This window comes from Pseudomonas sp. N40(2020) (genome assembly GCF_014472415.1).
In the GTDB taxonomy this organism is placed as follows: Bacteria; Pseudomonadota; Gammaproteobacteria; order Pseudomonadales; family Pseudomonadaceae; genus Aquipseudomonas.
Genome location: NZ_JACSZV010000013.1, coordinates 15349 through 34069, shown reverse-complemented (window position 1 = coordinate 34069; position 18721 = coordinate 15349). Strand labels below are relative to the sequence as shown.

Below are 18721 nucleotides of genomic sequence, written 5' to 3'. Positions count from 1 at the left end.
GCAGAACACGACTATGGTCGAAGATCAAAAGATCGCAGTCTGCGGCAGCTCCTGCAGGGGAATGCATTACACATGTAGGAGCTGCCGAAGGCTGCGATCTTTTGATCTTTACTGCAGAAACAACAAAGCCGCCCGAAGGCGGCTTTGTCTGGTGCGGGCTGAAGCTTAGTGCTTCTCGCCAGCCAGCTTGTGCTCGAGGTAGTGAATGTTCACGCCCCCTTTGCAGAAGCCTTCGTCACGAACCAGATCACGGTGCAGCGGGATGTTGGTCTTGATCCCGTCAACCACGATTTCGTCCAGGGCATTGCGCATGCGCGCCATGGCTTCGTCGCGGGTAGCGCCGTAAGTGATCAGCTTGCCGATCAGCGAGTCGTAGTTCGGCGGAACCGCATAACCGCTGTACAGGTGCGAATCGACGCGAACGCCGTTGCCGCCTGGGGCATGGAAATGCTTGACCGTGCCCGGGCTCGGCATGAAGGTTTTCGGGTCTTCAGCGTTGATCCGGCATTCCAGCGAGTGACCGCGGATCACCACGTCATCCTGCGTGAACGACAGCTTGTTGCCAGCGGCGATGCTGAGCATCTCCTTGACGATGTCGATACCGGTAACCATTTCCGAAACCGGGTGCTCCACCTGAACACGGGTGTTCATTTCGATGAAGTAGAAACGACCGTTCTCGTACAGGAACTCGAAAGTGCCGGCGCCACGGTAGCCGATGTCGATGCACGCCTTGACGCAGCGAGCCAGAACTTCCTGGCGCGCCTGCTCGTCGATGCCCGGTGCCGGCGCTTCTTCGAGAACCTTCTGGTGACGACGTTGCAGCGAGCAATCGCGGTCGCCCAGGTGGATGGCGTGGCCCTGGCCGTCGGAAAGAACCTGGACTTCCACGTGACGAGGGTTGGTCAGGAATTTTTCCAGATACACCATCGGGTTGCCGAACGCCGCGCCTGCTTCGGTGCGGGTCAGTTTGGCGAAGGAGATCAGGTCTTCTTCCTTGTGAACCACGCGCATGCCGCGACCACCACCGCCGCCAGCGGCTTTGATGATCACCGGGTAGCCGACTTCACGACCGATACGCAGCGCCGTTTCTTCGTCTTCCGGCAGTGGGCCGTCAGAACCTGGAACGGTTGGCACACCCGCTTCGATCATCGCGTGCTTGGCCGATACCTTGTCGCCCATCAGGCGAATGGTGTCGGCTTTCGGGCCGATGAAGGCGAAGCCGGAGTTCTCGACCTGCTCGGCAAAATCGGCGTTTTCCGCGAGGAAACCGTAGCCCGGGTGAATGGCGGTAGCGCCAGTCACTTCAGCCGCAGCGATGATGGCCGGGATGTGCAGGTAAGACTGAGCGGCAGACGCCGGGCCGATGCAGACGGATTCGTCTGCCAGACCCAGGTGCATCAGCTCTTTGTCGGCCTTGGAGTAAACGGCGACGGTCTTGATGCCCATCTCTTTGCAGGCACGCAGAATCCGCAGGGCGATCTCACCGCGGTTAGCGATCAGAACTTTTTCCAACTTCGCAGTCATCAAAGGCTCTCCGCAGTTCAAACGATGGTGAACAGCGGTTGGTCGTACTCAACCGGCTGGCCGTCTTCGACGAGGATGGACTCGATCACACCGCTGGTTTCAGCTTCGATGTGGTTCATCATCTTCATGGCTTCAACGATGCACAGGGTGTCGCCTTTCTTCACGGTCTGGCCGACTTCAACGAAGGACGGCGAGGCTGGCGAAGACTTGCGATAGAACGTGCCAACCATCGGCGAACGGGCAACAGTGCCATTCAACGCTGGAGCAGCAGCGGCAGCCGGTGCTGCAGCAGCGACAGGAGCGGCGGCAACAGGTGCGGCAGCCGGTGCTTGCATCGGTGCAGGTGCGTAGTACTGCTGAGCCGGGGTCTTGCTGTGACGGCTGATGCGTACGGACTCTTCGCCTTCCTTGATCTCGAGCTCGTCGATGCCGGACTCTTCCAGCAATTCGATCAGTTTCTTAACTTTACGGATATCCATTAATCATCAACTCCCAAGGGTCGGTCAGGGGCGTATAGCTTGTTGTTCAAGCTGCTCTAGTGCAGCCTCCAGGGCCAGTCGGTAACCGCTGGCGCCAAGGCCGCAGATCACTCCTACCGCTACATCGGAGAAGTAAGAGTGATGGCGGAAAGGTTCGCGTTTGTGCACGTTGGACAAATGCACTTCGATGAATGGGATGCTCACTCCCAGCAGCGCGTCACGTAATGCAACACTTGTATGTGTAAAAGCTGCTGGATTGATCAGGATGAAATCCACACCTTCGCCGCGCGCGGCGTGGATGCGATCGATCAATTCGTACTCGGCATTGCTTTGCAGATGCAACAGATGATGGCCGGCTTCACGGGCGCGGCGCTCCAGGTCCTGATTGATCTGTGCCAGGGTCGTCGACCCATAGGTGCCCGGTTCGCGGGTGCCGAGCAGGTTCAGGTTGGGGCCGTGCAGCACCAGTAGGGTTGCCATCTGCGTGTCCTTGTTATGAATAAGCAGTCGTCAGAACCCGGCGACTATGCCGCAAAGACTTTGTGACTGTCCAGTTCTATGCAATAGCCAGCACGATGGCCGATGTTTGCGCAAAATTTGTGACCGAGTGATCTGATCCGGTCATTGTGGTGATTGATCTGGCGTTATCGCGAGCAGGCTCGCTCCCACATTGGAATGCACACCCCTGTGGGAGCGAGCCTGCTCGCGAAGGCGATTTATCAGACACGGAAGGCCTGAACGGCCGTATGCAACTGCCCGCCCAATACCAGGAGGTTCTCGCCCTGTTCACGGCCCTGGCCGATGCGCAGCAAGTTATCCCCGCCCAATTGATGAATCCGCTCGCTGTGATCGCGAATCTCGCTGACCGCGCCGCTCTGCTGCGCGGTGATATCGGCGATGCGGATCGCCGTGTCGGAAATGGTTTGGATCGCCCCGACGATCTTGTCCAGCGCGCCGTCCGCCGCTTGCGCCTGATTGGCCGTGGCTTCGGCGTGCTCGACCTGTGCACGCATGCCTTCGACAGATTGCCGGGCGGCGGTTTGCAGGCCGGCGATCAGGGTTTGAATCTCCGCTGTCGCCCCGGCGGTGCGCTGCGCCAGCGAACGCACTTCCTCGGCCACCACGGCAAATCCACGGCCCATTTCCCCGGCGCGTGCCGCTTCAATCGCCGCGTTCAGCGCCAGCAGGTTGGTCTGATCGGCAATCGAGCGGATCACCGTCAGTACGCCGCCAATGGTCGCCGACTCTTCGGCCAGATGTTCGATCATCTGCGCGTTGCCTTGCACCTCGCCGACCAAAGCGTGCAGTCCGGTGAGGCTCTGGCCGATGACGGTTTGGCCATGTTCGACGGCCAAACCTGCATGACGGCTGGCATCGGCCGCCTGACGGGCATCCCCGGCGACTTGCTGAATAGTGGCCTCCAGTTCGCCGAGGGAATCGCGAATCAATGCCGTATCCCCGGCCTGATGCTCGGCGCCGCTGTGCAAATCGTTGCTCAGTTCGGCAAGGGTGCGGCTGCTGCCCGCCACTTGCTCGGCATTGCCGCGAATCGTACCGACCAGATCTACCAGATACGCGCGCAAGCGATTGAGCGACGCTTCGATGTCGTGCAATTCGCGGTTGGTCTTGCCCAGTTGAATGTCTTGACTGAAATCGCCTTCGGCCCAGGTCGACAATGCTGGCGCAAGATTGGTCAAGGTGCGGGCCAGGCGGCGCTGCAGGGTGTCGATAAGCAGTGCGATCAGCAGAATCAGGCCGATCATCACGCCTTGCATCAGTCGTACTTCGCCCTGAATTTGCCCGTGCTGGGCGCGCACCACCGGTTCAAGACCTGCGATGGCTTGCTGCACGGCAGCGATTTTCAGGTGGGTCGCGGTGCTCAGATCGGTGCGTTTCTGAATCTGCTCGCGGGTGCGTTGCAATTCTGCCGGGTAGCGGCCGAGCAGGCTGTTGAGTTCACGTTTGAGGCCGACACCAGCGTCTTCGGCGACGGCTTTTTCCGTGCTTTCGATACCCATCATCGCCGCGAAGTCATCACTGCTCGATTCGTTGCTGGCGATCACGCCGAGAAGGGGCAGGGCATCAATCGCCTGCGCCTGAGTGCGAATGTTGTCGACTTCGCGCTCGACGTCAGCGGCCAGTTCGCTGCGGCCGCTGCTGACCAGTTTGTCCCGTGCCAGCGACAGCTTGCCCAGATGCTGCGATGCGGCGAGCAGTGGCGCGAGCCAAGTCGCGTTGCCATTGGCATAGGTGCTGAGTTGGTCGAGGCTGGCGCTGAGTTCGCGTTCGGCCTGCAACAGCAATGCCTGCGGATCACCGGCGAGTTTGCCGGCGGCGAGCAAGTCGGTTTTGCTGAATTCTTCCAGGCCTGAGATGCTCGGACGCAGGGTGTCGGCCAGAGCGGGCGGCAGTTCGCCGAGTTCTTTCTGCACGCTATCGATGGCCTGACTGGCGCTGCTCAGACGCAGGGCATCACCGCTGGCGAGGTAATCCTCGACGTTGCGCGCCACCTCGTTCTGAAATTGCTGCGACAGCCCCAAATAACGCTCCATCAACAGATAAGGACGTTCCAGAGCTTTTTGCGACCACCACAGCGTGGCGCCGAGTGCCAGGCACACGGCGACCAGCAGCAGAGTATTGAGATTGGTGAGCAACTTCAGGCGCATGACGGCTACCAACGGCAGAAATGGTAAGCGTCTGAATTTATTGCGGTTCTGTTACAGGGTTATGACCGAATCAGTGGATTCCGATGAAAAAGTGGCACTTTGCTTTGTGTCCCGCGCGGTCTGCACCCGATTGCGTCCGGCACCCTTGGCACGGTAAAGCGCCTCGTCGGCCTGGCTCGCCATCATCAGGCTATCGGAGTCATCGCGCATCTCCACAACCCCGGCGCTAAAGGTGCACCACAAGTCTTGCGGCTGGGCCGGGTAATGGATTTCGGCAAAACGCTGGCGAATCTCATCGAGCACTTTGTGCGCGGCTTCGATATCAGTGTCGGGCATGACGATGGCGAACTCCTCGCCACCGTATCGGCCAATGAAATCGGTCTTGCGCAGACGCTGTTTGAGAAACAGTGCCAGGCTTTTGATCACTCGGTCGCCCATCGGATGGCCGTGGCTGTCGTTGACCCGCTTGAAGTGGTCAATGTCGAGCATCGCGAAGCTCAGCGGCTTGTTTTCTCGACGGGCACGGAACGAGCAGTCTTCGAGCAATTGCAGGATGTGCGTGTGGTTGTACAAGCCGGTGAGGCTGTCGCGCACCATCCGCGCCTTGAGGTTGCGCGCACGGGCGGCGCGGTTGCGCACGGTGGTAATCAGATGCCGTGGCTTGATCGGTTTGGTGAGGAAGTCGTCGCCGCCTTCGCTCATGGCGTCGAGCTGTTTATCCAGATCGTCCTCGGCCGACAGGTAAATGATCGGCACGCTGACGTAGCGGTCGTTGTGGCGGATCACCTTGGCCAATTCGGTGCCGGTACAGGCCGGCATGTACATGTCGAGGATGATCAGGTCCGGCTGGAAGTCCGCCAGTTCGGCCATCGCCTGAATCGGTTCGATCAAGGTACGGGTGACGATCCCGGCGCTGTTGAGCAGGCGCTCGGTGTGCAAGGCCTGGGCGCGGGAGTCATCGATGATCAGCACTTTATAAGGTTCGTACTGGGCGACGCAGGTCAGGACTTCGATCTTCTCCAGCAGGCTCGATGCTTCGAGGGTGCCGGTGAGGAATTCCTGGCCCCCGGCGCGCACTGCGGCGAGACGGGTCGGCGTGTCGGTTTCGTGCAGGCTGAAGAACAACAGCGGCAGCGGCTCATCCAAACCGACCTGAGCTTCGGCGGCGAGCTTCAGGCCTACGCCGGCGCCGCTGAAGTCCACGTCCATGACGATTGCGGCGGGCAAGCGCTCGACCATCGATGAGCGAAACGCCGCCACGCTGTCCAGCGCCTGCGCGCTCAAGCCGAAGAATTCCAGTTGTTTGGCCAGCCGTTCGGCGCGGTCGTAATCCTGCAGCATCACGTAGATCGGTTTGCGCAGCGGCGGCAGGAAAGTCTGATCGAGCTGATCGCCATGGCGCAGGCCGGTACGCGACAAGCGCTGCATCAAACGATTGAGGTCGGTGATCAGGCCGCTACTGAGGCGACCGCGATTGGCGTCCACTGCTTCCAGCGACTGGCCGATGTGGCGCGCGAGCTGGGTGTGCTCAGGCTGTTCGAAGCGCTCGGCAAAACGCAACAGACGCAGGTTGGCCTCGCTCAGTTCGGCGAGGTCGACGGTGGACCATTCACTGCGTTGCAGGCGCTGCCATATCTCAAGAATCTGACGTGCCTGATGAATTACCCGCTGGGCAAAGTGGTGCTTGAGACGCTCACGGCTGGGGTCTTCTGGCTCGGTCATATCCTGACTACTAGTTAGGCTGCATGCTGAGGTCGACTGGTGGCTCTATGCTAGCACCTCTTTTCCCTTAGACGAGTGTCACACGTCAATAATCTGCAATGCGTCACTATTCAGTTTCTGACCGAGTGGTTTTGTTTTTGACCTGTTCGTCGGGCATGTGCCCGAGAGTCAGGGGCTTGCCGCCAAGGCCGGGTAGATTCGGGAAGATTTGCAGCGCCGCTCACATCAGTGTGGTGAATATGCTTTTCGATTGTTTTCAATACTCTGCGCTGATGCGTCAGAGGAGACGACATCAGGGATTCCCCTAGTTCTGACAGATGCGTCAAGCGTCCACACGATTTGCGGCTTATCTTTACTGGCGGGTGCCGGCCCAAGGCACGTTGTTGTATGGTTGTGGTCGAATCGTTGAACCCAAGTGATTGAAAGGATATCGCCATGCTGGACTGGAAAAACCGCGCGGGCGCCGCGCCTGAACGTGCCGCCGAGCCCAAGTCGGCCACCCGCAGCTATGTTGGCGGGCTGTTGTTCAGCCGCGCGCTGGCCACCCTGGTCGGCATTTACCTGTTGGTAACCATCGGTCTTGGTTGGTACTGGAGCCAGGAACCGGCGCTGTTTCCCGTGGCGCAGAACGCACAAGTGGCTGCCGAGAAAGAAGGCAAGCAGATGGTCATCGGCTACACCACGGTGGAAACCCTGAAATCCGTCGCCGGCACCCTGCTCGACAAGCCGGGCGGCTACATTTCCAACGACCGCTTCCCGCCGGGCTTGTGGATGGACAACACGCCGAGCTGGGAATACGGCGTGCTGGTGCAGGTGCGTGACCTGACCCGCGCCCTGCGCAAAGACTTTGCCCGTTCGCAATCGCAATCGGCCGAAGACGCCGATCTGGCCAAGGCCGAACCGCGCTTCAACTTCGACAACAAGAGCTGGATCCTGCCGTCCAGCGAGTCGGAGTATCAGGAAGGCATCAATTCCCTGAGCCGCTATCAGGCACGTCTGTCTGATCCATCGCAGAAAAACGCGCTGTTCTATGCCCGCGCCGACAACCTGAACAACTGGCTGGGCGATGTCGGCACCCGTCTGGGTTCGTTGTCCCAGCGACTGTCGGCCAGTGTCGGTCGAGTCAAACTCAATACGGCGCTGAAAACCGAAACACCGGCTGTGGGTGAAGTACCGCAGGTTGATGAAGAAATCGTCGAAACCCCGTGGATGCAGATCGACAACGTGTTCTACGAAGCGCGTGGTCAGGCCTGGGCACTGTCGCATCTGCTGCGTGCCATCGAAGTCGACTTCGCCGACGTACTGGCGAAGAAGAACGCTACGGTCAGCGTGCGTCAGATCATTCGTGAACTGGAGGCTTCGCAAGAGCCCGTCTGGAGCCCGATGATTCTCAACGGCAGCGGCTTCGGCGTGCTGGCCAACCACTCGCTGGTCATGGCCAACTATATTTCCCGGGCCAACGCGGCAGTCATCGACTTGCGTCAACTGCTCAACCAGGGTTGATTCATGAGCCACAACGCCAAAGAGGCGGCCCATCGCGCCGCCTCGGATGCCGAACAGATCGCCTGGGTCGACGAGCAGGACAACCTGCTCGGCGCCTTGGTGCGTGCCGATTTGCGCGAACGCGGGCTGATCGGGCGGGGCACTTACATCATGTTGTTCAATTCCGCTGGTGAGCTTTGTGTGCATCGGCGCACCTTGAGCAAAGCCATTTATCCCGGTTACTGGGACGTGGCAGCGGGCGGCATGGTGCAGGCCGATGAAACCTACGCCGAATCGGCGGCCCGTGAGCTGGAAGAAGAGTTGGGCGTCAGTGGCGTGGAACTCACCGCTCATGACCATTTCTACTTCGAGGACACCGGCAACCGCCTGTGGTGCTCGGCGTTTTCCGCCGTGTGGGACGGGCCTCTGAAACTGCAACCGGAAGAAGTGCTGGAAGCGCGCTTTATCCCGGTCGAGCAAGTCATGCAGGAAATCGAGCGAAAGCCTTATTGCCCGGACTCTTTGGCAGCGTTGCAGCGCTATCTCAAGGCTCAACAAAACGACGTCGCAAAGAACACATAAATTGGCGCCGATTGGCACTTAGCAATTGGGTTTTTTGCCGTTACACTGCGCGACCTTTTCAAGCTGTACCGGCCTGCGTTTGTTGAAGCATCGGTGCAGTAGCGCTGCCCCTGCCTGAGTGGGGCTTCGCGGTCGATGACCTTGCCCAAGGTCGCGATCAGTCTTTGTCCTCCCAAGAGGATTGCCGGTGGCCAAAAAAGCCGCATCCTTCGCCGCCCTGGGCGGTCTGGTATTTTCCACCGACGCAGGTCGTCATTGCCCGGAATGCAGTAAGCCGGTTGACGCCTGTATCTGCAAACAAACCGTGATCCCGGCCGGAGACGGCATTGCCCGCGTGCGTCGCGAAAGCAAAGGCCGTGGCGGCAAGACGGTGACCACCATCACCGGCGTGCCCCTGGCCGAAGACGCACTCAAGGAGCTGGCGACAACGTTGAAGAAACGTTGCGGCACCGGCGGAGCCTTGAAAGACGGGATCATCGAAATCCAGGGCGATCATGTCGAGCTACTCTTGGCTGAACTGATCAAGCACGGTTTCAAAGCGAAGAAGTCCGGCGGCTAGCAGCCTCTGTGAAAACCACCTGCGGCTTGATCCGGTGCTGATGGTTGTCAGTTCCGGCGTCGTCTCCATGGTTTTCACAGAGCCTGTTCATGACCGGTTTCTAAACTCCACGCGGTCAGCGCGGTCTACCGCCGCGCTGACGAACCGTCATTTTCATTCTTTAGACTGCGCCAGCCTGCATTTCAGGTAACGCACTATGACTTCTTTATAGGGGACTTCGATGTCCGTACGACGCACACGCAAAGACGATGGCAGCCAATGGACAGTTGCGGACAGCCGCAGTGTTTACGGGATTCGCCATTGGGGGGCCGGGTATTTCGCGATCAATGACGCCGGTCGCGTCGAAGTTCGTCCGAACGGCCCGAGCAGCTCGCCTATCGACCTGTTCGAGCAAGTCGACCAACTGCGCAAAAGCGGTTTGTCCTTGCCGTTGCTGGTTCGTTTCCCCGACATCCTGCAAGACCGCGTACGTCAGCTGACCGGCGCCTTCGATTCGAACATCGAGCGCCTGGAATACCAGAGCAAGTACACCGCGCTTTACCCGATCAAGGTTAACCAGCAAGAAGCGGTGATCGAGAACATCATCGCCACCCAGGACGTTTCCATCGGTCTGGAAGCCGGCTCCAAGCCTGAGCTGCTGGCGGTGCTGGCACTGGCGCCGAAGGGCGGCACCATCGTCTGCAACGGCTACAAGGACCGCGAGTTCATCCGTCTGGCGCTGATGGGCCAGAAGCTCGGCCACAACGTGTTCATCGTGATCGAGAAAGAATCCGAAGTCGGTCTGGTGATCGAAGAAGCTGCCTCGCTGAAGGTCAAGCCACAGGTCGGCCTGCGCGTGCGCCTGTCGTCGCTGGCGTCGTCGAAGTGGGCGGACACCGGTGGCGAGAAATCCAAGTTCGGTCTGTCGGCGGCGCAGTTGCTGTCGGTGGTCGAGCGCTTCCGCGCGGCCGGTCTGGATCAGGGCATTCGCCTGCTGCACTTCCATATGGGTTCGCAGATTGCCAACCTGGCTGACTATCAGCACGGCTTCAAAGAAGCGATCCGTTACTACGGCGAGCTGCGTAATCTCGGTCTGCCGGTCGATCACATCGACGTCGGTGGCGGTCTGGGCGTTGACTACGACGGCACCCACTCGCGCAACGCCAGTTCGATCAACTACGACATGGACGATTACGCCGGTGTCGTGGTCGGCATGCTCAAGGAATTCTGCGACGCGCAGAGCCTGCCGCATCCGCACATCTTCTCCGAAAGCGGCCGTTCGCTGACCGCGCACCACGCCATGCTGGTGGTGCAGGTGACCGACGTCGAGAAACACAACGACGAAATCCCGCTGATCGAAAACAAGGAAAACCTGCCGGAAACCGTGCAGTGGCTGGTTGACCTGCTCGGCCCTACAGATATTGAAATGGTCACCGAGACCTACTGGCGCGCCACCCACTACATGAGCGACGTGGCTGCACAGTACGCCGACGGCAAACTGACACTGGCTGAAAAAGCCCTGGCCGAGCAGTGCTACTTCGCCGTCTGCCGTCGCCTGCACAACTCGCTCAAAGCACGTCAGCGTTCGCATCGCCAAGTGCTCGACGAACTCAACGACAAACTGGCCGACAAGTACATCTGCAACTTCTCGGTGTTCCAGAGCCTGCCGGACACCTGGGCAATCGATCAGGTGCTGCCGATCATCCCGCTGCACCGTCTCGACGAAGAGCCGCTGCGTCGCGCGGTGCTGCAGGATCTGACCTGCGACTCCGACGGCAAGATCAACCAGTACGTCGACGAGCAGAGCATCGAGACCAGTCTGCCGGTGCACGGTTTGAACGAAGGTGAAGACTACCTGCTGGGCGTGTTCCTGGTCGGCGCCTATCAGGAAATCCTCGGCGACATGCACAACCTGTTCGGTGACACCGACTCGGTGAACATCTATCAGAACGCCGATGGCAGCGTGTACCACGCCGGCATCGAAACCCACGACACCATCGAAGACATGCTGCGTTACGTGCACTTGTCGCCGGAAGAACTGATGACTCACTATCGCGACAAATGCGCCAGTGCTCGTATCAGTGCCAGCGAGCGCACGCAATTTCTCGATGCCTTGCGTCTGGGCTTGACCCGCTCCTCCTACCTGTCTTCCTGAGGCCAGGTAGCGATCTCGCCGGGTCGTCTGAAATTTTCCCGCAGGCTGTGGAAAATTCGGATGACCCGGTGGGATACATCCCAAAATCTTCGCGAAATGCTTGGCTATCCTGGCCAGCAAAGTCATCCGGTCTGCTTTTCGCGTAGGTCATTTCCTAAGTTGTACTTCAGCTCTCTACTCGGCCATGGCTCTCGGCGAGAATCCCCGACCGCCCCTCCTGTAGAGATCCGCCTATGTTCGATCCAGTCAACGAGTCGTCGTTTCGTCTCGATGTAGCGGGCCTGTCTGACCCTTTCGAAGTCCTGGCCTTTACCGGTAGCGAAGCCCTCAACGAACCCTTTGCGTTCGAGATCGATGTGTTGATCGACGATCCGCAACTGGACCTTGCCGGCCTGCTTTACCGTTCGGCTTTCCTGTGTTTCGGCCCGTCGGGGGAGGGCGTGCACGGTCAATTGCAGAGCCTCGTCCAGCATGAGCAGGGGCACGGTTCCAGACTGAGCCGGATCCGCCTGGGGCCGAAACTTGGCTGCCTCGATCTGCGGATCAGTCAACGGATTTTCAGTGGCCGTTCGGTGCCACAGATCATTGAGCAAGTGCTCAGGGAGCACGGCATCGTCGGCGCGCAGCGCCGCTTCGAGTTGCGTGGCGACTACCCGGCGCGCACGTTCTGCACGCAATACCGTGAATCGGATCTGCAACTGCTGCAACGCTTGTGCGCGCAGGCGCGGATTCACTATTTCTTCGAGCACCAGCGCGGCGGCCATTGCCTGGTATTCGGCGATGATCCGGCGCAGTTGCCGTTGGCTGACGCCGCGTTGTATCAGGGCGAGGCGGCCGATCCTTTTGCTGGCCCCTCGGTACACCATTGGCAATTGCAGGAAACGTGTCAGGCCGAAGGCACCTCGCTGGCACCACAGGCCGAAGGACGCAGTGACCTGGCGGCGTTGCGTAGCGGCCAATGGCTGCGTCTGGTCGGGCATCCCTTCGCCGAATGCAATCGCCATTGGTTGCTGACCAAGGTGGAACATAGCGCCGATCCGGCCCTTGATCTGCCTTATGCCAACCGGTTGTTCGGTGCGCAGCAGGTGCCAGCGTGTGCGTCGGCCGCCGAGCCGTCGAGACTGCGCATGCACAGTCTGCAACGGGCCTGGGTGGTGGCGGTCGACGAACCGCAGCCCGATCATTTCCGCCCGGTGGCGGTGCAGTTCGACTGGCTCTATCAGGGTGAAGGTGCGGCGCCGAGTCACTGTTGGCTGCCGCTCGCGCCAGCCTTGGCTGATGCGCCGCTGGCGGCGCTGGGCGATGGCGTCGAGGTAGTGGTGAGCTTCTTTGAAGGCGATCCGGATCAGCCGATGATCAGCGGGGTTCTGCAACCACCGGTTGCCGCCCCGAACATCACCGATGACCCGCCACCACCATTGCCGGAGAAATTGGTCAGTGAAGGCTTGCAGCAATTGCTGACGTCCGGCGAGCCGCTTTTGTTGCTATGCCTGATGCCCGGAGGCGGCAGTTTCAGCCACTGCACAGAGGTCGTCTGCAGTTGTCGGTTACTCACCGCGCTTGAACAGAGCGGCGCAACATGAGCGGCGCGGCGCTGGAGCCGATGGCGCAATGGCTGTTGCTCGACGGCCCGGATGCAGCGCGGGCCTTGACGTTACTGCGACAGGCTTTCGCCGACGTGCGGCGCTTCTGGCTGTTTGACGGTACCGAGTTCGAGCCGGTCAGCGAGCATGGCCCGGTGCTGATCGACCTGCGTGATAGCCAGGCGCTGGGGTCGTTGTGTCAACGCGATCCGGATACCTGGCGCGGCTTGCTGCTGGGCAGCGAGGCGCCGGCGCCTGAACTGCTGAGCCACTTGCAACGCATGCTCACAGTCTCGTTCGGATTGAACCACCGGGCCTTGCTCAGTTATTACAATCGCCAGACCGCCAGCTATTTCTTCGACGCCTGTGACGCTGGCGAATTGAGTCGCTGGCTTGGCCCGATCCGCCAATTGCGCTGGTTCGGCGGCACCTGGGCCGATCGTGCGATTGGCAGTCAGGGCTGGCAGCAGTTGCGCAACCCCGGGCTTGCCGTAGAACCATTGAACATCGAAGAAAGCCTTACGCGACGGCAGCGCGAACGCCTGCAAACTTGCCTGTTGGAGCAGCACATCTGGCGCTGGTGCCAATCATTCGGAACCGATTACGCAACGATGGCCTCCCATGTTCAACAGGGTCTGGCGCTGGGCTTCAGCGACCGCAGTGTGCTCGATGGCTGGTTGTGGCTACGCTTGCTGCATCCGCGTGCCGTGCTGGTGCCGCCGCCGGTGGGGCTGACCCAGCAGGAACGGCTCGACCATGTGCGTCGCCAATGGGGTGGCGATTAATCGTGAGGTTCACGCGTATGGCAGGTTTTTTCCGGCAAGGGTTCGGCGCAATGATCGGCGCTGTAGTGCTGTTGCTGCTCAGCGCGTGTTCGCCGGTAAAACTGCTCAATGCGCTGACCCCGGATAGCACGTTCGAAAAAACCACGGGCATTGCCTACGGTGACGATCCTCGGCAGAAGCTCGATGTCTACGTGCCGCGTCATGCATTGGCCGATGCGCCGGTCGTGGTGTTTTTCTACGGTGGCAGCTGGAACAGCGGCGCGCGCGAGGATTACGCTTTTGTTGGCGAGGCGCTGGCGTCCCGGGGAATTGTCGCGGTCGTGGCGGATTATCGGTTGTATCCGCAGGTGCGTTATCCACTGTTTCTTGAAGACAACGCGCGGGCGGTGGCGTGGACCCGTGCGCACATTCGCGAGTTTTCCGGTAATCCGCAGCGCTTGTATCTGATGGGGCACAGCTCCGGTGGCTACAACGCGGCGATGCTGGCGCTGGATGGCGACTTGCTCGCAGCGGTGGGGATGTCGCCCAAGGACATCAGTGGCTGGATCGGTCTGGCCGGGCCGTACGATTTTCTGCCAATCGTGAATCCTGATGTGCGCCCGGTGTTTTTCTGGCCGCACTCACCGCCGCAATCGCAGCCGATCAACCATGTCAATCGCGGCGCGCCGCCAGCGCTGCTGATTGCTGCGAGCAAGGATAATCTGGTCAACCCGACGCGAAACACCGGCGGTCTCGCCCATAAACTGCGCGAGGCGGGTGTGCCGGTGCAGGACTTGTATTACTCGCGACCCAATCACATCACGCTGGTGGCGACATTGTCACGGCCACTGCGGCGGCTGGCGCCGGTGCTCGATCAAGTGGTCGGCTTTATCGAGCACACGCCGGCTCAGTGAGCCGCGCCGTTAAACCAGCCGTCATTACGCTTGAGCCACAGGGCCTGTGCGCCGAGCGTCAGGCTGCGCAGCACCATGAACAGCAGGAACGTAATCCACAGGCCGTGATTGCCCAGACCTTGCAATGCCCAGGCGAATGGCACCAGCAGAACCACCGTCAGCAGCATGCCATTGCGCATTTCCCGGGCGCGGGTGGCGCCGATGAACAGGCCGTCGAGCAGGTAGCTCCAGACCGCAATCAATGGCAGCACGGCGAGGTAAGGCAGGTAGACGAACGCGGTGTCGCGCACGCTCTGGATGTTGGTCTGCATCTCGATGAACAAATGCCCGGCCAGTAAAAACAGCAGGGCAAAGCCAAGGCTGGCGATCAGCGACCAGCCACCGGACACCACCAGCGAGCGGCGCAAGGCCAGGCGATCACGGGCGCCGATGGCATGTCCGCACAGGGCTTCGACCGCGTGAGCCAGACCGTCCAGCGCGTGCGCCGTCAGCAGCAAGCCGTTGAGCAACAGCGCGTTGGCGGCGACCGTCGCATCACCGAGTCGCGCGCCTTGCACGGTGATCAGGAAAAACACCGATTGCAGGGCCAGACTGCGGATGAAAATGTCGCGGTTGACCGCCAGCAGCGGGCGCCAGCTCTGCCACACTTTCAGCGCAGCCCAGGCGATGTGCCCGGGATAGGCGCGCAACGCTTTGCGGGTCAGCAGCAGACCGAGCAGGGCGCCGCTCCATTCGGCAATCACCGAGGCCCGGGCCGAGCCGACCACGCCCCAGTCCAGACCGATGACGAACCACAGATTCAGCGCAATGTTGATCAGGTTGGTGGTCAGCAGAATCGCCAGCGGCGCCCGGGCGTTCTGGGTGCCGAGAAACCAGCCGACCAGCGCATAACTGGCCAGTGCGGCAGGCAGCCCGAACAGTCGGGTGTGGAAGAAGTCGCGAGTGAGCTGATCGAGTTCCGCCGACGGCTGCATAAAGTGCAGCGCAACGCCGCTTAGCGGCACGCCCAGGGTGCCGAGAACCAGCGCCAGCCCCATTGCCAGCAGCAGCCCTTGCAAGAGAATCTGCCGCAACGCCGCGCCATCGCTGCGCCCGGCCGCTTGCGCGGCGAAACCGGTGGTGCCCATGCGCAGAAAACCCATGGCCCAGGCGAGAAAGGTGTACAGACTGGCGCCAACCGCCACGGCGCCCAATTGATGGGCGTGGGGCAAGTGGCCGATGACGGTGCTGTCGACCAGCGCTACCAGCGGCACGGAAATATTGGAGAGGATCATCGGCGCGGCAAGCACCCAGACCTTGCGGTGAGTCGGGCGGTCGCGCCAGTCGGCAATCAGGTTGGACATGCGGGCTCCTTGGGGGAGCGGGGATTGTAGCGGTTCGTTGGGGATTTGCTTTGCTCGGATAACCAGCCCCTCACCCCAACTCTCTCCCGAGGGAGAGGGAGCCGATCTTCATGCTGCTCAACCCTGAAGTTTCAGGTCGGCGTATAGCTGAAGAACAACTCGGTCGGCCCCCTCTCCCCTTGGGAGAGGGCTGGGGTGAGGGGTTTTATGTGAGGTCAGTGAATAATCCAGCTCAAAAGCCACAACCCCAGCAGCAACCAGATAATCCCGGCAATGATCGACGCATTCATGAATGCGCGAATCGCCGACCACAGCAGCATCAACCCGACGATCAGCGCAATGATGCTGATGATCGACGTATCCATTCCCAACGTCTTGGCCAACCCATCGACAAAGTTGCCCCCGGCATTGCTCAGCATGTTGAACAAGCCACTGAGGCCATCGACGATAAAGCGGATGACCGAACCGAGTGCCTGGCCGAGCCATTCGAAAAAGCTTTCTACCTGCATGTGTGCATCCTGATGAAAGAGCTGAGCCTTGGGCCACAACGCAGGTGGCCGAGTTCCCTGCAAGCATAGAGCTTTCTTTGGCCCTTGCCTTCAACCGGCAACCCCCCGAAGCTATACGACTTCAGGAGAGCCCGATGAACCTTGTTGAACTGACCGAACGCCTGCATGCCATTCGCGACCGCAATGACTGGCGGCAATTTCACAGCCCGAAAAACCTCGCCATGGCCGCCAGCGTCGAGATGTCTGAACTGGTGGAGATTTTCCAGTGGCTGACGGAAGACCAGTCGCGCCAGTTGCCGGCGGACAAACTCGCCCACGCCGGGCAGGAAGTCGGCGATATCGTCCTGTATCTGTTGCTGCTGTGCAGCGAATTGGGGTTGGACATGAATGAAGTGGTGCGCAGCAAGCTCGCCGACAGCGAACGGCGGTTCGGCTGATGAGCGACCGGCATTTCGATCAGTTGGCGACCCGTTTCGCCGAAAAAATCTACGGCGGTGCCAAAGGCGCGATTCGCCTCGCGGTATTGCAGGCTGACCTCGCCGAGGCGCTGCCGGATCGTCCGTTGCGGGTGCTCGACATCGGTGGCGGTCTGGGCCACATGTCGTTGTGGCTGGCCGAGCGCGGGCACGACGTGACCTTTACCGAGCCGGCCGAGCCGATGCTCGAAGGCGCCCGCCAGCGGTTCGCCGAAGCGGGGCAGACGGCGACGTTTATTCAGGCGCCGTGGCAGGAACTGCTCGGGCAACTCACCGAACCCTACGATCTGGTGATCTGCCACGCTGTGCTGGAATGGCTGGCCGAACCCCACGCAATCCTGCCGGTGCTGCATCAATTGACCAAACCCGGTGGCTGGCTGTCGCTGGCGTTCTACAACCGCGACGCGCTGATCTACCGCAATCTGCTCAAGGGCCATTTCAAGAAAATGCGCAAGAACGTCATGGCCGGCGAGAAGCAGAGCCTGACCCCGCAGCAGCCCCTCGACCCACGGGAATTGGCAACGCAACTCGAAGGCTTGTGGCAGGTCGAAAGCCAAAGCGGGGTGCGGGTTTTCCACGACTACATGCCGGTGGAATTCCAGGCCCGCGCCGAACTCGTGGATTTGCTCGAGATGGAACTCGCCCACCGTCGTCACCCAAGCTTCGCCGGGCTTGGGCGCTACCTGCACTGGATCTGCCGGCCGATCTGATCGGAGCGCAAAATGAAAGCACAATCGGGGTTACTGCTGATCTGTCTGGGGTTAGCCGCCTGCCAGGGCAGCAACCCCTACGTGGCGCAATCGCGGCCCTTGCCGCCGGCGCCAGCGCAAGCCGCCAACACCTTTGACCGCAGCGCGTATCCGGCGCCGCCGCGTGATTACGGGCGCTACCGCAGTTGGGCCTGGCTCAACGGCCAACTGCCGCCAGGCACCGCTTGGGCGGATTCGGCGCAAGTGGCTGAAGCGGTGAGCAACGCGCTGGATCAACGCGGCTTGCGTCCGCTGCATGACAATCGCCCGGCTGACCTGTTCGTCACCGCCAATCTGCGTCTGGAAACCCGCTTGCGTCAGGTCCAGGACGATTACGGATACGGCTACGGCGGATACAGTGGCTATGATCGTTATGGTCGCGGTTACGGCATGTACAACAGCGTGCCGGTCGTGCGCACCTATCAGGAACAGGTTGTGGTGGTGCGAGTCGACCTGTTCGACGCCGGCACCGGCCAACCGGTGTGGAGTGCGAGCGCCGAAACCGCCAACAAGGGCAGCCAGATCGATCGCACCGATGCGATTCGCGAGGCTGTGGAAAAGGCCATGTCGGCGTATCCTCCGAGCTAGCTTCGGTTAATCGAGAAGCTCTAGCAGGTTCATGTCTTCAACCGGAGAAAAACCATGTACCGCCGTCTTGCTTTATTAGCCATGGTTGCGCTGCTCAGCGGGTGTGCCGCCAACCGGGTCAATCACGACTTCGACGCCAGCCGCGACTTTGCCGGCTATCGCAACTGGAGCTGGAAAGACCCCGCCCTGCAATACCGTCCCGATGATCCACGGATCAAAAGCGACCTGACCGAGCAACGCATCCGTCAGGCCGTCACCGATCAACTGGACCAGCGCGGTTTGCGCCCGGCGCCTGCCGGCGCCAAAGGTGACTTGAGCGTGCAGACCTACCTGATCGTCGAGGATCGTCAGCAACAAGTGACGACCAACTACGGCGGCGGTTGGGGTGGCCCGTGGAATGGTTACTGGGGCGCGCCGATGTACAACGAGACGCGCAACATTACCTACAAGGTGGCGACAATCCAGATCGACCTGCTCGATGGCAAGGACGGCAAACTGGTGTGGCGCGGCAGCGATGAGCAGATGCTCAGCAGCACGCCGAACCCGACGGATCGCAGCAATGCCATTCGCGAGACGGTGGCGCGTATCCTCACCAACTACCCACCGCGCTAGCATCCACCCCTTGTTGTTTTGTGGCGCACGAAATG

At 60.6% G+C, this 18721-nt stretch carries 18 protein-coding genes; 11 read left to right on the top strand and 7 right to left on the bottom strand.

All coding sequences use genetic code 11. The features are described 5' to 3' along the window. Window positions 1-165 precede the first annotated feature (165 nt). From accC to gcbA, 5 genes are all read right to left on the bottom strand, one after another. On the bottom strand, window positions 166-1524 hold the full coding sequence (accC, locus tag IAI51_RS11065; protein ID WP_159813513.1) for an acetyl-CoA carboxylase biotin carboxylase subunit: 1359 nt from the start codon (window positions 1522-1524) through the stop codon (window positions 166-168). Between the two features lie 17 nt (window positions 1525-1541). Beyond that, window positions 1542-2003, bottom strand: a complete 462-nt coding sequence (gene accB / locus IAI51_RS11060; RefSeq protein ID WP_187678519.1) for an acetyl-CoA carboxylase biotin carboxyl carrier protein — start codon at window positions 2001-2003, stop codon at window positions 1542-1544. A 24-nt stretch (window positions 2004-2027) separates the two neighbouring features. Continuing rightward, window positions 2028-2483, bottom strand: coding sequence for a type II 3-dehydroquinate dehydratase (gene aroQ / locus IAI51_RS11055; protein WP_064585783.1), 456 nt, complete (start codon window positions 2481-2483; stop codon window positions 2028-2030). Window positions 2484-2722: 239 nt separating this feature from the next. Continuing rightward, window positions 2723-3766, bottom strand: coding sequence for a methyl-accepting chemotaxis protein (locus IAI51_RS28235; RefSeq protein ID WP_410457999.1), 1044 nt, complete (start codon window positions 3764-3766; stop codon window positions 2723-2725). Window positions 3767-4720: 954 nt separating this feature from the next. Then, on the bottom strand, window positions 4721-6391 hold the full coding sequence (gcbA, locus tag IAI51_RS11045; RefSeq protein ID WP_187678517.1) for a diguanylate cyclase GcbA: 1671 nt from the start codon (window positions 6389-6391) through the stop codon (window positions 4721-4723). Window positions 6392-6826: 435 nt separating this feature from the next. Here gcbA and IAI51_RS11040 point away from each other — a divergent pair, with 435 nt between their 5' ends. The 7 genes from IAI51_RS11040 (at window position 6827) to IAI51_RS11010 (ending at window position 14409) form a co-directional block, all read left to right on the top strand. Beyond that, entirely contained in the window at window positions 6827-7894 is a 1068-nt protein-coding gene (locus IAI51_RS11040; protein WP_187678516.1) for a DUF2333 family protein, read from the top strand. 3 nt (window positions 7895-7897) lie between these two features. After that, the gene (locus IAI51_RS11035) at window positions 7898-8455 is read left to right on the top strand and encodes an NUDIX hydrolase (RefSeq protein ID WP_187678515.1); all 558 of its coding nucleotides are present in this window, start codon (window positions 7898-7900) and stop codon (window positions 8453-8455) included. A gap of 187 nt (window positions 8456-8642) precedes the next feature. Then, entirely contained in the window at window positions 8643-9014 is a 372-nt protein-coding gene (locus tag IAI51_RS11030; protein WP_007914613.1) for a translation initiation factor Sui1, read from the top strand. A 220-nt stretch (window positions 9015-9234) separates the two neighbouring features. Next, window positions 9235-11148 carry an arginine decarboxylase gene (gene speA / locus IAI51_RS11025; protein WP_093430253.1) on the top strand — a complete coding sequence of 638 codons (1914 nt, stop codon included), beginning with the start codon at window positions 9235-9237 and terminating at the stop codon, window positions 11146-11148. Window positions 11149-11381: 233 nt separating this feature from the next. After that, window positions 11382-12731 (top strand): type VI secretion system Vgr family protein, encoded by a 1350-nt coding sequence (locus IAI51_RS11020; RefSeq protein WP_187678514.1) that lies wholly within the window; start codon window positions 11382-11384, stop codon window positions 12729-12731. Beyond that, window positions 12728-13516 (top strand): DUF4123 domain-containing protein, encoded by a 789-nt coding sequence (locus IAI51_RS11015; protein WP_187678513.1) that lies wholly within the window; start codon window positions 12728-12730, stop codon window positions 13514-13516. The genes IAI51_RS11020 and IAI51_RS11015 overlap by 4 nt, the downstream gene beginning before the upstream one ends. A gap of 17 nt (window positions 13517-13533) precedes the next feature. Then, entirely contained in the window at window positions 13534-14409 is an 876-nt protein-coding gene (locus IAI51_RS11010; RefSeq protein ID WP_187678512.1) for an alpha/beta hydrolase, read from the top strand. Here IAI51_RS11010 and IAI51_RS11005 read toward each other — a convergent pair. Both IAI51_RS11005 and IAI51_RS11000 read right to left on the bottom strand, forming a co-directional pair. Beyond that, window positions 14403-15752, bottom strand: a complete 1350-nt coding sequence (locus IAI51_RS11005) for an MATE family efflux transporter (protein ID WP_187678511.1) — start codon at window positions 15750-15752, stop codon at window positions 14403-14405. The two genes, IAI51_RS11010 and IAI51_RS11005, sit on opposite strands and share 7 nt — an antisense overlap. Before the next feature lie 215 nt (window positions 15753-15967). Next, the gene (locus IAI51_RS11000) at window positions 15968-16261 is read right to left on the bottom strand and encodes a hypothetical protein (protein WP_126359744.1); all 294 of its coding nucleotides are present in this window, start codon (window positions 16259-16261) and stop codon (window positions 15968-15970) included. A 134-nt stretch (window positions 16262-16395) separates the two neighbouring features. Here IAI51_RS11000 and IAI51_RS10995 point away from each other — a divergent pair, with 134 nt between their 5' ends. Genes IAI51_RS10995 through IAI51_RS10980 form a run of 4 tightly spaced genes read left to right on the top strand, consistent with a single transcriptional unit; the run spans window position 16396 to window position 18686 of the window. Beyond that, window positions 16396-16698 carry a MazG-like family protein gene (locus IAI51_RS10995; protein ID WP_187678510.1) on the top strand — a complete coding sequence of 101 codons (303 nt, stop codon included), beginning with the start codon at window positions 16396-16398 and terminating at the stop codon, window positions 16696-16698. Next, a complete protein-coding gene (locus IAI51_RS10990; RefSeq protein WP_187678509.1) occupies window positions 16698-17447 on the top strand; it encodes a methyltransferase in 750 nt (249 codons plus the stop codon). The genes IAI51_RS10995 and IAI51_RS10990 overlap by 1 nt, the downstream gene beginning before the upstream one ends. Window positions 17448-17459: 12 nt before the next feature. Continuing rightward, entirely contained in the window at window positions 17460-18074 is a 615-nt protein-coding gene (locus IAI51_RS10985) for a DUF4136 domain-containing protein (RefSeq protein ID WP_187678508.1), read from the top strand. Between the two features lie 54 nt (window positions 18075-18128). Then, a complete protein-coding gene (locus IAI51_RS10980) occupies window positions 18129-18686 on the top strand; it encodes a DUF4136 domain-containing protein (RefSeq protein WP_187678507.1) in 558 nt (185 codons plus the stop codon). Window positions 18687-18721: the final 35 nt, after the last annotated feature.